Source organism: Streptomyces sp. NPDC054047, assembly GCF_055585065.1.
Window position 1 is genome coordinate 515,173 of sequence record NZ_JBVJKV010000004.1, and the last position, 13,534, is coordinate 528,706.

At 70.3% G+C, this 13,534-nt stretch carries 10 protein-coding genes; 6 read left to right on the forward strand and 4 right to left on the reverse strand.

The genetic code is table 11. From position 1 onward, the window contains the following. The first annotated feature begins 77 nt into the window (after positions 1 to 77). Together ACZ6ZP_RS19130 and ACZ6ZP_RS19135 are read left to right on the forward strand one after the other, a co-directional pair. Complete coding sequence (locus tag ACZ6ZP_RS19130; RefSeq protein WP_351174014.1) at positions 78 to 722, forward strand: RNA polymerase sigma factor; 645 nt, start codon at positions 78 to 80, stop codon at positions 720 to 722. A gap of 77 nt (positions 723 to 799) precedes the next feature. Continuing rightward, positions 800 to 1,636: a hypothetical protein gene (locus ACZ6ZP_RS19135; RefSeq protein WP_361470353.1), complete on the forward strand. Its 837-nt coding sequence runs from the start codon at positions 800 to 802 to the stop codon at positions 1,634 to 1,636. Positions 1,637 to 1,833: 197 nt separating this feature from the next. Here the strand turns inward: ACZ6ZP_RS19135 and recA are convergent, their stop codons facing one another. From recA to ACZ6ZP_RS19155, 4 genes are all read right to left on the reverse strand, one after another. Then, positions 1,834 to 2,910, reverse strand: coding sequence for a recombinase RecA (gene recA, locus ACZ6ZP_RS19140; protein WP_469407608.1), 1,077 nt, complete (start codon positions 2,908 to 2,910; stop codon positions 1,834 to 1,836). Between the two features lie 341 nt (positions 2,911 to 3,251). Beyond that, positions 3,252 to 5,240: an acyl-CoA synthetase gene (locus ACZ6ZP_RS19145; RefSeq protein WP_469407610.1), complete on the reverse strand. Its 1,989-nt coding sequence runs from the start codon at positions 5,238 to 5,240 to the stop codon at positions 3,252 to 3,254. A gap of 210 nt (positions 5,241 to 5,450) precedes the next feature. Then, complete coding sequence (locus ACZ6ZP_RS19150) at positions 5,451 to 6,902, reverse strand: amidase (RefSeq protein WP_469407611.1); 1,452 nt, start codon at positions 6,900 to 6,902, stop codon at positions 5,451 to 5,453. 258 nt (positions 6,903 to 7,160) lie between these two features. After that, positions 7,161 to 8,225, reverse strand: coding sequence for an Lrp/AsnC family transcriptional regulator (locus tag ACZ6ZP_RS19155; RefSeq protein ID WP_469407612.1), 1,065 nt, complete (start codon positions 8,223 to 8,225; stop codon positions 7,161 to 7,163). A gap of 119 nt (positions 8,226 to 8,344) precedes the next feature. On the opposite strand from ACZ6ZP_RS19155, the gene ACZ6ZP_RS19160 reads away from it, so the two are divergent. The 4 genes from ACZ6ZP_RS19160 to ACZ6ZP_RS19175 are packed head-to-tail and all read left to right on the forward strand — an operon-like array spanning position 8,345 to position 13,534. Continuing rightward, entirely contained in the window at positions 8,345 to 9,913 is a 1,569-nt protein-coding gene (locus ACZ6ZP_RS19160) for an ABC transporter substrate-binding protein (RefSeq protein ID WP_469407613.1), read from the forward strand. Beyond that, positions 9,913 to 10,908: an ABC transporter permease gene (locus tag ACZ6ZP_RS19165; protein ID WP_361470341.1), complete on the forward strand. Its 996-nt coding sequence runs from the start codon at positions 9,913 to 9,915 to the stop codon at positions 10,906 to 10,908. Before ACZ6ZP_RS19160 ends, ACZ6ZP_RS19165 begins: the two co-directional genes overlap by 1 nt. Further along, the gene (locus tag ACZ6ZP_RS19170; RefSeq protein ID WP_469407615.1) at positions 10,908 to 12,746 is read left to right on the forward strand and encodes a dipeptide/oligopeptide/nickel ABC transporter permease/ATP-binding protein; all 1,839 of its coding nucleotides are present in this window, start codon (positions 10,908 to 10,910) and stop codon (positions 12,744 to 12,746) included. Before ACZ6ZP_RS19165 ends, ACZ6ZP_RS19170 begins: the two co-directional genes overlap by 1 nt. Further along, entirely contained in the window at positions 12,743 to 13,534 is a 792-nt protein-coding gene (locus tag ACZ6ZP_RS19175) for an ATP-binding cassette domain-containing protein (protein WP_469407616.1), read from the forward strand. Before ACZ6ZP_RS19170 ends, ACZ6ZP_RS19175 begins: the two co-directional genes overlap by 4 nt.

Consider the following 13,534-nt stretch of genomic DNA (forward strand, 5'->3'; position numbering starts at 1 on the left):
CGGTAGGTCACAGCTGTCTTTCGGAGCGGATTTGGTTCAGTGGGAACCTTCGGCGGGGTGCCGGACACGGACAGGACATGGAACTGAACGACGCTGGTCCTGCCGTACCGGTCGGCGGGATGTCTGACCGGGAGCTGTGGGCGAGGGCCGTCGACGGCGATCGCGAGGCGTTCGGCCGGATCTTCGACCGTCATGGGAAGGCCGTCTACAACCATCTGTTCCGGCGGACGGCCGACTGGTCCGAGGCTGAGGACCTCACGTCGAGCGTGTTCTTGCATGCCTGGCGACGGCGATCGGAGACGGTACTCGACCGGGACTCGGCTCTGCCCTGGCTGCTGGGTATCGCCAATGGCCAGTTGTCCAACACCAGGCGGCGGCTGAGGCGGGTCGAGGCATTGCTGCACCGGCTTGTCTCGCATGACGAGTCGGTGGGCGACCACGCGGACAGCGTCGCCGTCCAGATCGACGACGAGCGCCGTATGTCGGAGATCCACCGGGCGCTGGCCCGGCTGCCGCGTCACGAACGTGAGGTCCTTGAGCTCTGCGTCTGGTCGGGCCTTGACCAGCAGGCGGCCGCGGCGGTGTTGCAGGTGGCAGTCGGAACCGTGAAGTCCCGGCTGCACCGGGCCCGGCAGAGGCTGGGGGCCGATCTCGGCGGAGCCACCGTTCCAGCGCCGTTCAGTTCGAAAAATCCCGTCGCCACGAAGGAGATCGCACGATGAATGACGCGCAGGGCATTCCGGCGGCTCCTTCCGATCGTGATCTGCCGAACCACCGGCGGACCCGAGAGGAACTACTGATGAAGATCGGTCCACAGGACACCAGGGCTTCGCTGCGACGCAGATGGGGAGTGCCGCTCAGCGTCGCCACCGGAGTGACGGCATTGAGCGTCGCGGCTGTGGGAGTCCTCGGGGGGACAGAGGACGCCGGACCGAGTGCCGCCGACCCCGCGCACGGCGGCGGCAGCCCGGTGAAGTCCACTCCGGCACCGAGTCCGAGCGCATCGCACGGTGCCACGTCGGGGGGAGACGGTTCCGGACCGTCTTCGCACCGTGGGACGTCGCCCGAGGCCGGCTTCACCGTCACCGACGCGACGACGACACCGATCGACGCCGGGACCGTCACAAAGATTCTTTCTTCCTGTCTGGGGCCGGAGGCGTCGCAGTTCCACGCCGTGATCGCGGTCCGCACGCCCGTCGCCTCACGGGACTGGGACGGCGTGGTCGTCGCCGTCAACTCCGCCGATCAGTATGTGCAGTGCCAGTCCAAGGGTGACAAGGGCACCAGCCAGGATTCCCCGCCGACGTTCATCAACGACCGCCTATGGGGAACCGGTCGCACGGTCGAGTATTTCGACTCCATGCTCGAGCCCGTCGCCACGGGCAGGTACCTCATGCTGGGCGCCGGGCACTACACGTCCGACGTCGCCAAGATCACTATCAGCTACGGCGACGACCCGAAAGAGTACCCGGCTCGCATGGCGGGCGGCGCGTTCGTCTATGGGGCGGCCCTCGCCCCGGACACGCCACCGGGCCCGCGCTACGTGGGCCCGAGCCCCTCCGTCCATGCCTACGACGCGTCGGGCAAGGAGATCTACAACCAGGCCAAGGACCCGAAGTTCACCGCGAAGGAGTAAGCAGGCCGCACAGGTGGTGAGGGCGTGGGGCCAGCCAGAATCTCGCGGAGAACACGGCCATGTTCCTTCACCGCCTCACCTCACCTTCACCGCCTCACCTCACGCAGCGGATCCGTCAGCAGCGCGTTCCTGCACGAAACGCACGTGACTGGGGTGCAGGCATCGTTCCTCAGCCACCTCAGGACCTGCCGTGCCTGTCAGGCGGTGCTTCCCGCCGGGGTCCGGGCGGGAACAGGGACCGGGAGGGCGCCCGTGTCTGCGGCGACCGCGGCCTTCGCCGGTACCCCGATTCCGAGCTTCTCGAGGATTCTCTTCTCGATCTCGTCGGCGAGGTCGGGGTTGTCCTTGAGGAAGTTGCGGGCGTTCTCCTTGCCCTGGCCGAGTTGGCCGCCCTCGTACGTGTACCAGGCGCCGGCCTTGCGGACGAAGCCGTTCTCCACGCCCATGTCGATCAGGCCGCCCTCGCGGCTGATGCCCTGGCCGTAGAGGATGTCGAACTCGGCCTGCTTGAAGGGCGGCGCGACCTTGTTCTTGACGACCTTGACGCGGGTGCGGTTGCCGACAGCGTCCGTGCCGTCCTTCAGGGTCTCGATCCGGCGGATGTCGAGCCGCACCGAGGCGTAGAACTTCAGCGCGCGGCCACCGGTCGTGGTCTCCGGCGAGCCGAACATCACGCCGATCTTCTCGCGCAACTGGTTGATGAAGATCGCCGTCGTCCTCGTCTGACTGAGCGCACTCGCGATCTTGCGGAGTGCCTGGCTCATCAGGCGGGCCTGCAGACCCATGTGCGAGTCGCCCATCTCGCCCTCGATCTCCGCACGCGGCACCAGGGCCGCGACGGAGTCGATCACGATGAGGTCGATCGCGCCGGAGCGGATCAGGATGTCGACAATCTCCAGCGCCTGTTCGCCGTTGTCCGGCTGGGACAGGATGAGGTTGTCGGTGTCGACGCCGAGCTTCTTGGCGTACTCGGGGTCCAGGGCGTGCTCGGCGTCGATGAAGGCCACCGAGCCGCCTGCCTTCTGGGCGTTCGCCACGGCGTGCAGCGTCAGCGTCGTCTTGCCGGAGGACTCCGGTCCGTACACCTCCACCACACGGCCGCGGGGCAGACCGCCCACGCCGAGCGCCACGTCCAGCGCGGTAGATCCGGTGGGGATCACCTCGATGGGCTCATTGGGCCGCTCGCCGAGGCGCATGACCGCACCCTTGCCAAATTTCCGCTCGATCTGTGCGAGCGCGGTGTCCAGCGCCTTTTCGTGGTCGGTTCCTGCCATGAGCTGTCACCCGGTCCGATGGTGTGGCACGCCGCACGTCGGAGAACGTGAGCGTCTACTGCCGACAACGGACGTCTCGGAGATCCCAGTAAGCGAACATCCGATCGATTTACGTGTCCACTGAAAGGTACCGCACCGAGGGGGGAGCGGGACGGAACGCGACTCCGGAAGCAGCTGCGCCGTCGCCCGGTTCCCTGCGCTGAACCGCGGCTCCGTCGCACGCCGTCGACGCTTCCGAATGCCCTTCGCCGGCTTCGTGGCGTAGGAGACTTCGCTGCGGCCGGCCTCCTACCGGCATCCCACGACTCGGATAGGGGTGGCTTCCAGGGCGTGACTCAGGTTCACGGCGTAGCGGTGCGGGGCGACTCCAGGAACGCCGCTTTGGCCGACCGGGGTTGTTCGGCTGTTTCCCGGGGAGACGGGGTGAAGGCCCAGTTCACGTTGTACGGGGCGAGTTGGGCGCTGATCCGGCGGCGCTGGCCGGGGTCGGTGACGGGAGGCAGGGACACCTTCGGACGGCCGTCTGCCAGTTCACATCGGATCTGGTCGTCGGCCATAGCGATGCCGAGGTCGGCCAGGGCCGCGGAGATCGCGCGCCGCGTGGCGTCGAGACGCAGCGGGACCTTGGAAGGTTTGCCGATGTCGGTCAGAGGCAGGGCCGGCAGAACGATGACGTCCTTGGGGGCTGCGGCTCGCTCGGGTACGTGCTGCGCGGCGAAGGCGATCAGCTCGTCGGGCCCGGTGCCGGTCGCGCCGGGCCTGAGGGTGACGTAGGCAACGGGAACCTCGCCGGAGTGCTGGTCGGGGCGCCCGACGGCGCTTGCGCCGGTGACGGCCGGGTGGGCGAGGAGCGCGTCCTCGATGACGGCGGGGTCTATGTTGTGGCCGCCGCGGATGATCAGGTCCTTCGCACGGCCGAGCAGGTGGATGAACCCGTCCGGATCCACGCGCGCGAGGTCGCCGGTGTTGAGCCAGCCCTCGCGCACACTGCCCAGGGTGTCCAGACGCGGCCCGGTGTCGTCGTGGCCGACGACATAGCCGGGAAAGACGGTGGGGCCGCTGATGGCGAGAATGCCGGGTTCCCCCTGCGGGAGGTCGTGCCAGGTGCCGTCGTCGCCGATCCGTACCGTCTTCACCTGTTGGTAGGGCATGCGCTGGCCCGCGGCCTCTGGGCGCTGGTGTTCGTGCAGGAAGCTCCGAGCGCTGCCGCAGGTGGCCTCGGTGAGTCCGTACCCCTGGCAGAGGGGGACGCCGGTGTGGTGTTCGAACGCCGTCCGTACCGCCGGCGGCAGCGGGGACGCGCCGACGATCGCGAAGCGCAGTGAGGTGATGTCCGCGTCGAGCGGCATCCGGGCGAGACCGGCGTAGACCGTCGGGACCGCGGACAGGGTGGCGATCCGGAAATGCTCGACGATCTTCCAGAAGACCGTGAAGAGCGCCGGTTCACGGTAGCCGAGGGGGCCGGTCCACACACTGTGCTGACCGCGGAACAGCGGTGCCAGCAGGGTGACGACCAACGCGTTGACGTGGAACAGCGGCAGTCCGGAGAACAGCACGGAATCGGATTCCAACACGCTGTTGGCCGCGATCATCCAGGCGTCGGTCACCTCGTTGGCGTGGGTGTGCGCGGCCAGCTTGGGGGCGCCGGTGGTGCCGCCGGTGTGGAAGTACGCAGCCAGGTCACCGGCCTGCGGGGGCACCACGCCAGGATGGAGCTCTGCCGGCTGGGCGGCGGCCTCGGCGTGCAGATAGGCGACGTGGACCCCCTCGACCCGCTCCAGTTCGGGCGCGGGATCGGGCGCGCCGACGGGACGCAGGGCGAACAGTGCCGAGCAGCGCAGCGATGCCGCCACGGTGCGGGCCGTCCGCCAGGCGTCGGCGTCGAGTTCGGGTCCGGCCGCAACCAAGACCCTGGCCCCGCCCAGACCCAGCAGCCGTTCGGCGTGGTCGGCGGCGAGCGCCGGGTTGACCGGTGCCGCGCAGCCCGCGAGCTGGGCGGCCAGAAGGGTGGCGGGCAGCAGCCCGGCATTGGGGGTCAACAGGCCGACGCCGGTGGTACGGCGGACGCCGTGTCGGTGGAAGAGGTTGGCGATGCGGTGTACCTGGTCGCGCAGCTGCGCGAAGGACACGCTCTCGCCGCGTGTCCACTGCTGCGCGCTGGGCAGCACGGTGAGAGCCGTCCGGTCGGGCCACAACACGGCGGCGCGTGCCAGTACGTCGTACGTGGAACCGGGCAGGCCGCGGTCCTCGAGAGCGATGGACTCGATCGTCGCCAGGGCGCCCGGCTGGTCGTATACCGGCCAGAGCAGATCGGGTTGAGGGGCGTTCACAGGAACTGCCTTTCGACGGTGGGCTGGTGGGTGCGCGGCCCGGGCGCCGGTCGCTGCCCGGGCATTCCCGCGCGGATGGGGGAGTCCTGACCGCCCGGCCGGTGTCGCTGGTCGGGCATCGGGCACCGACTGTGATGCCGGTCGACCGCGCTTCCACGGCAAACGGCAATGAGAACGGCCGGTGCGGTCGCACGTGCGCCCCGGCCGTGGTCACGCCAGGCCGTCTTCGATCTGTGCGTACGACCAGGGCCGGAGAGCCTCCAGAGCCTTGCCGACGCGGAAGACAGCGGGGTCGTCGTAGGGGTGGCCGACGATCTGGAGGCCGGTGGGGACGCCCCAACTCGACATGCCGGAAGGGACGTTGAGGACCGGGCAGCGGTTGTTGATGTTGAAAGGCGTAGTCATGGCGCTCCACAGGGTGTCGGCCACCTCCTCGCCGTGCACCACGACCCTGTCGCCGGCCAGGTCATCGCCCGCGTGCCATCCGGGAATGGCGGTGGTGGGGCAGATCAGTGCGTCGAATCCGTCCATGGCGGTGGCAAGCGCCCGTTGCAACCGGTGTTCGGCGCGGAGGGAGTCGAGATAGCTCACCCGGGCGCGCACGTGGGTCATGGTGTCGGCGAAGGCGACCGCGTACGGGCTGAGCAGCTCACGATGGGTCTCGGCGGCCTCGATGACGAGCGCGCCGAAGATGGTCGAGAAATGACCGGCGACCGCGGTCAGCAGGTCGAGGCGGGTCCAGGGCAGGGTGATGTCCTCCACCTGCGCGCCGGCGTCGGCGAGGGCCTGGGCGGCGGCGCGGGTGTGGGCCTCGACCTCCGGATGGATGTCGTACTCACCCAGCCGCATGCACAGGGCGATACGAGTCCCGGTCACGTCCTCGAAGGAGGTGGGCAGGGTCAACTTGGGTCGGATCGAGGTGTGGTCGCGCGGGTCGGGGCCCGCCAGGACGTTCTGGAAGGCGATGACGTCGTCCACGGTGCGGGCCATGGGGCCGTCGCCGCGGTAGTGGTCGGCTGTGAGCACACCCAGACCGGGATTGCGTCCGTAGGGGGCCTTGAAGCCGACGGTTCCGGTGAAGGCGGCCGGGATGCGGGTGGATCCGCCGATGTCGGAGGCGGAGGCGAGCAGGGTCGTGCCGGCCGCGAGGGAGGCACCCGCGCCGCCGGAGGAGCCGCCGGGACTGAAGTCGAGGTTCCAGGGATTGCGGGTGATGCCCCACATGCGGGAGTGGGTGAAAGTGGCGAGGGAGAACTCGGGGGTGGCGGTGCGTGCGTGGATGATGCCGCCCGCGTCGAGGATGCGGTCGATCACCGGAGCGTTCTCGGTGGCGACCCGGCCCGCGTGGGCGAGGGAGCCTTCGGTCAGGGTGCGCCCCACCAGGGCGTGCTTCTCCTTGGCCGCCACCGGAATCCCCTCCAGCGGGCGGGGGGCCAGGCCGCGTGTGCCGAGGTAGCGGTCTTCGGCGTGCCGGGCCTGCTTCAGCGCCTCGTCGAAGAGCCGCTCGGTGAAGGCGTTGATCCGCGGTTCGAGTTTCTCCGCACGCTCGATGACGGCCCGCATGAGCTCGACGGGTGACAGCTCACGGCGGGCGAAGAGCCGCAGAGCCTGCGTGGCGCTGAGGCGGACGAGGTCTTCACCGGCGGGCGCGCGACTGGACATGGGCGTCCTTCCCGTTCGGAGGCCGAGGGTGCCGGTCGGTCGTCCGGCGGTGGGGTCAGCCTCGGGGACCGGCCCCGCTCGGTCCGCGGATTGCATGGATCCGCCAGGACCGGTGGGCGGCGTGCCGGAAAACGCAGCGTGCTCGGGAAGGGAAGGCAAGGGAAGGAGAGGTGCGGTGGAAGGAGGAGATTCGGCCGGAGCGAGGGAGGAAGGGAGGAAGGGAGTCGGCCGGACGGAGCGATGCGGGCGGGGAGCGTTTCAGACGACCGGGTGCCACGGATCGATCGGGACACAGCCTGTGCTGCGGCCGTCCTCAGCGAGCAGGCGGCCCATGCGCTTGATCCAGCGCAGGTTCACGGCCCGGTTGAGCACGCGCAGGGCCGTGATCCTGGCGGCTGCCTGCACCTCGTAGCGGGCGAGGTCGTCCAGGGCGTGCAGCCACACGACGCTCAGCAGGTTCGCCTCGGCGGACACCGACGCCGCCATACGCGTGCTCCGCAGGCGGCTCAACTCGTCGCCCGCAGACATGAGTTGAGCGGGCGGGACGGACATCCAGAGCGTCGCCGAACTGCGCCAGCCCGCGTACAGATGGGCGGCGTCGCAGCGCAGCACCGCTCTGCCGCCGTGAAGGAGCGAATGCAGCAGCCGTCGCACCGTCGACTCCGGGCGGCCCAGTGCGGTGGCGATCGAGGTGACGGAGCGGCGGCCGTCCTCCGCGAGGGCGAGCAGCAGGACGCGGTCCTCGGACGTGAGTGTGGCGGCGGTGCTTTGGGCGCCGCCGTCCTCGGTCTCCGTCAGGTCGCGCCTCTGGTCACGGGAGAGGGAGTCCATGCGCCACTCGCTCGCGTCCCGGTGCACATGCTGCACCAGGTGGGTGCGCGTGGCGGTCACCGTCTCGATCCGGCCGAGGGCGAGAACGTATCTGCTCATCAACGACATGGTCGCCGTGGCTACCGTCAGGAGCAGGTCGCACGATCCCGCCACCAGTTCCACACTCATGGCCTGCGGGTGTCGGGCGAGCTGCTCGGCCAGCGTCTCCCGAGCCTGCGGCAGGCACGACACCTCGATCAAGGCGAGTGCGCCGTAGGTGACTTGGGAGGGGGCGGCGTAGCAGGTGACCCACGCGTCACCGGACTCCCGCAGCCGGGCCCAGCGGCGGGAGAGCGTGGCCGCGTCCACGCCGAGCGGACGGGCCAGCTGCGCCCAGGGGGCGCGGGGCGCCATCTGCAAGGCGTTGACGAGTGCGAGATCGAGTTCATCGAGTGTTCCCCGGGACGGGGTGTCTTGTGTCGTCGGGCCGTTGAGTGCTGCGGATTCATGCATGTGATCACCTTCCCGGTGCGGATTCTTGCAATTGCGGGGCCGGGCGGGAAGTGGCCTGTTCTGTATGCCGCAACACACCGCAGCACCCGCTCTCAGTCCTCAGCCCTGGAGAGTCCTCCATGCCCCGTTCGCGGTTCCTCTCCGGCGCCGTCATGGCCGCCGCCACGTCCCTCCTGGCCTCCGCCTGCACCACCGGCCCAGCCGGCGGCCCTTCCTCGGGCGGCGCCAGGAGCGGGGGCACCGTCAAGATCGGTGTCACCTCCGACGTCACCTCGTTCGACCCGGCGAAAGGCGCGGGCGCGACCGACTACCTCGTCACGTCACTGCTGTACCAGCCGCTGATCGGCCAGGACGACGGCGGAACGTTCGTCCCCGGCCTCGCCGACACCTGGACCTCCACACCGACGAAGACGACCCTGACCCTGAAGAAGGGCCTGACCTGCTCCGACGGATCGGCGCTCACCGCCGCGCAGGTCGTCGCCTCCCTCAAGCGCTACCGGGCGACCTCGGCCAATGCCCTGCTCACCTTCGGCGCCGCGAACGCCGGAAAGAAGACCGGGATCACCGGCGACGACGCGACAGGCACCGTCACCATCACCACCGCCGCCCCGTGGGGCGAGGTCCTCGCCGGCCTGTCCGGCACCGGCGCCGGGATCATCTGCGGGGCCGGCCTCGATGCGGGCGTCGCCGCGCTCGCCCGGGGCGCCGTCAAGGGCGCGGCCACCGGCCCCTACGAGATGGCGACGGCGCGGCGCGGAGCCTCCTACGAACTGCGGCTGCGCAAGGGCTTCGAGGCGTATCCGCGATTCGCCTCGATGCCCGCGGGGAAGCCGGCCGACCGCCTGCGGATCCAGATCTCGAAGAACGAATCGACGCTCGCCAACCAGCTGCAGACCGGCGCACTCGACCTGGCCCCCATCACCGGCACGGACGCCACGCGGTTCAAGGGCGACCACACCTTCACGACCAAGTCCGCGCCGATCATCCGCAATTACATCGGATTCAACCAGCGCCCCGGGCGCCCGGGCACCGACCCCAAGGTCCGCAAGGCGATCGCGCGGGCAGTCAGCGCGGACGCGTTCAACCAGGTCTTCGGCGGCACCGGACAAGCCCTGACCTCGTACGTGGACGATAAGGCGGCCTGCGTTTCCACCGACAAATCCCTGCTGACCAAGACCGACAAGGCCGCGGCGAAGCAGGTACTGAAGGGCGTCTCGATCAAGCTGGAGGGGTCCAACGCGGTGGCCGGCGGCGCCGGCAACTCCTACGTGGCCGAGGCCCTGCGCGCCGCCGGTGCCGAGGTGAAGCTCACCAACGCCGACAACGCCACCTGGGCCACCGACGTCACCGCGAACCAGGGCGACTGGGACGCCACCGTCTACCCGCTGATCACCGGCGCCCTCGCACGCGGCGGCACCTTCTTGCTGGGGCCCGAACCGGCCAAGGGCGGCCTCAACTACGGCGCGGTGAAGAACGCGGAGTACGCGAAGAACTACGTCGCCGCCACTTCCACCACCGACCGCAACGCCAAGTGCGCCGCCTGGCAAAAGGCCCAGGCAGCACTGCTGAAAGCCAACGACGTGATCCCGCTGGCCACCGTCGACGTGCGCTACATCGCCCGCAAGGGCATCTCCTTCGCGACGCCGAGCGGGTCCCTGACCCTCTCCACCCTCCGGATCACCGGCTGATGGCGGCGACATCGGCCGCCGGGACGACCGCGGGGGCCGGGCGCTCATCCCTGCTCGGCCCCTGGGGCACCTACCTCGTCCGTCGTCTTGCCGGGCTCGCCACCGTCGCGGTCACGCTCGTCGCCGGCACGTTCCTGATGGTGCAGCTCATCCCCGGAGATCCGGCCCGCGTGGTCGTCGGCTCCGACGCGACACCCTCCGACGTGGCCAGGGCCCGCCACGAACTCGGCCTGGACCAGCCGCTGCTCGCCCAGTTCGCCACCTACACCGGCAATCTGTTCCGCGGCGACATGGGCACCTCCTTCCAGACGCAGGAGCCCGTCGCCGAGATCATCGGCGGCCGTCTGCCGTTCACCGCCGAGATCGCGCTCATCGCCGTTCTCGTGGTGCTGGTGCTCGCCGTGCCGATCGGACTCGCCACCGCGGCACGGGGCAGCCGCCGCACCGACGGCGCCTTCACCTTCGTCACCGGAACGGTCGGCGCCACCCCCGAGTACATCATCGGTACCCTCCTCGTCCTGGGCTTCGCCATCAAGCTGGGCTGGTTCCCGGCGGCCGGTGCCGAGACCGTCTCGTCGATGCTGCTCCCGGTCGCCGCCCTGGTGCTGCCGGCCACCTGCGTCATGGCCCGCATCGTGCGCAGCGAAGCCAGACACGTCCTGGCCCAGGACTACATGCGCACCGCCCGGGGCCGCCGCCTGTCTCCGCTGCGCCTGTACGCCCGCCACGCGCTGCCCAATCTGCTGACCGCGACCCTCACCCTCGGCGGGCTGATCCTCGCCGGGCTGCTCGGCGGCACCGTCGTCGTCGAGTCCGTCTTCGCCTGGCCCGGCATCGGCCAGCGCGTCGTCGAGGCGCTCCTCGTCCGCGACTACCCCGTCATCCAGGGCTGCGTCCTGATCCTGGGTCTGCTCGCCGCCCTGCTCAACCTCATCGTCGACATCGTCCTCGCGCTGCTCGACCCCCGCACCCTGGCCGGAAAGGCAGGCCACTGATGCGACGCATACGCTGGAACACACCCCTGGTCGTGGCCCTCGCCGGCCTCGGACTGATCCTCCTGCTCGGCATCGTCGCGCCGCTGCTCCTGGAGGAGGAGGCGACCGCGCTCAGCGGCGCCGCACGCGCCCACGCGAGCGCCGAACACTGGCTCGGCACCGACGCCCTCGGCCGCGACGTGCTGGCCCGGACCCTGGTCGCCACCCGCCTCACCCTGGAGATGACCCTCGCCGCGACCGCGATCGCCGCGGTCACCGGCATCCTGCTCGGCACCGGCGTCTGGGTGTCGGGCAGGCGCGCCCGCGAGCTGGGGCTGCGCCTGATCGACGTGATGATCTCCTATCCGGCGCTCATCCTGGCCCTGGTGATCGCCACGGTCCTCGGGACCGGGCCCACCGCCTCCGTCCTCGCCATCGGCCTGGGCGGCGCCCCCGCCTTCGCCCGGCTCACGGCGAACATGGCGGCCTCCGTGGCACAGCGCGACTTCGTGGCGCAGGCACGCCTGATGGGCGTACCGCCCTACCGCGTGCTCGTCCGGCACCTCCTGCCGAACATCTCCGGGCCACTGCTCGTGCTGCTGTCGGTGGCCTTCGCGAACGTGCTCGTCGCACTGTCCGGTCTCTCCTTCCTGGGAGTCGGCGTGCAGGCACCCGACTACGACTGGGGCGCGCTGCTCAACACCGGCCTGGAATCCCTCTACACCAACCCCGCCGAGGCGATCGGCCCGGCCGTGGCCATCACCGTCACCGGAGTCCTCGCGGGCTTCGTCGGCGACGGCCTCTCCGCGGCCCTCGATCCCCGCGCAGGCGGGACGAAGACCACGGCGCCACGACCGGCCACCGAGCCCGCGCCCTCGCACCGGGCCCCCGACGGCGCCCTGGTGACGGTGGACGGCCTGGCCGTCGTCCTGGCGGACGGCACCCGGCTCGTCGACGACGTCTCCTTCCACGTCATGCCCGGCGAAATCGTCGGCCTGGTCGGCGAGTCCGGCTCGGGCAAGTCGCTCACGGCGATGAGCGTGGCCCGGCTCCTGCCACAGGGGCTGTCCGCCCACACGGCGGAACTGACCCTGGACGACCTCGACCTGGCCGCCCCCGAAGCCGACCCCAGGCGTCTGGCGACCGAGATCGGCATCGTCTTCCAGGACCCGTCGTCCTCCTTCAACCCCGCCCTGCGGATGAGCGGTCAGCTCACCGAAACACTCCGCGTCCACCAAGGCGTCCGCAAGAAAGAGGCCGACCGTCGGGCCGTCGAGGCCCTGGAGCAGGTACGGATCAAGGAACCCGCCCGGGTCATGAAGCAGTACCCGCACGAGCTGTCCGGCGGGATGCGGCAACGCGCGATGATCGCCGCGGCGCTCCTGCCCGGCCCGCGGCTGATCGTCGCCGACGAACCGACCACCGCCCTCGACGTGACCGTCCAGGCCGAAGTCCTCGATGTCCTGCAGGACATCAACCGCACACGCGGCACGAGCGTGCTCCTCATCTCTCACGACATCGGCGTCGTCGGCACCGTGTGCCACCGGGTGATGGTCATGTACGCGGGACGGGTCGTCGAGGAGTTGTCCGCAGCCGACCTGCGGGCGGGCCGCGCCCGGCATCCGTACACGCAGGCACTGCTGGCGGCGAGCCCCCGCCTGGAGGACACCGGCACGGGGCACCGCGCACCGCTCGCCACGATTCCGGGCCGACCCCCGGTGCCCGCCGCCCGGCCCTCCGGCTGCGCCTTCGCCGACCGGTGCCCCGTGGTGCTCGACGCGGTCTGCGCCACACTGCGGCCGCGTCTGGACGACGACGTGGCCTGCCATGCCGTACGCCAGGAGGTACAGGCCCCATGACCGCATCCCCGTACAAGCTGCGCGTCGAGGAGCTGACCGTCGCCTTCGGACACGGCAGGCGCGCGAGAACCGTGCTGCACGGCGTGTCCACCGGAGTCCGGGCCGGGCAGACCCTCGGCCTGGTCGGTGAGTCCGGCTCCGGAAAGTCGACGATCGCCAAGGCGATCGTCGGCATCCACCCGGCGCGGGCCGGCCGCATCCTCCTCGACGGAGTGGATCTCACCGGCCTCCGGAGGAGGGAGCTCGCCGCGGTGCGCCGTCGGGTGCAGCTCGTCTCCCAGGACCCCTACGCCTCGCTCAACCCGCGCATGACGGTCGGTCAGGCCATCGCCGAGGCCATCGACCCCGTGCGAGCCGATCCCAGGAAACACGCGGCGACGGTCGGGCGGTGGCTGGGGACCGTCGCGCTGGACGGCTCCGCTGCCGACAGGTACCCGCACGAGTTCTCCGGCGGCCAGCGCCAGCGCATCGCGGTGGCCCGCGCTCTGGCCGTGGAGCCCGAAGTCCTGATCGCCGATGAGATCACCTCGGCGCTGGACGCCTCCGTACAGGCCGAAGTGCTCAACCTCCTTGCGGAACTGCGGCGTTCCCTGTCCCTGACGATGCTCTTCATCTCCCACGATCTGGCCGTCGTCCGCCATGTCAGCGACGAGGTCGCCGTCCTGCGGCGGGGCGAGCTGGTGGAGCAGGGCCTGGTGCGCGACGTCTACCAAGCCCCGCAACACCCCTATACGCGCCGTCTCCTGGCGAGCGTGCCGACATTCGAACAGAAGGAGGAAGCGGCATGA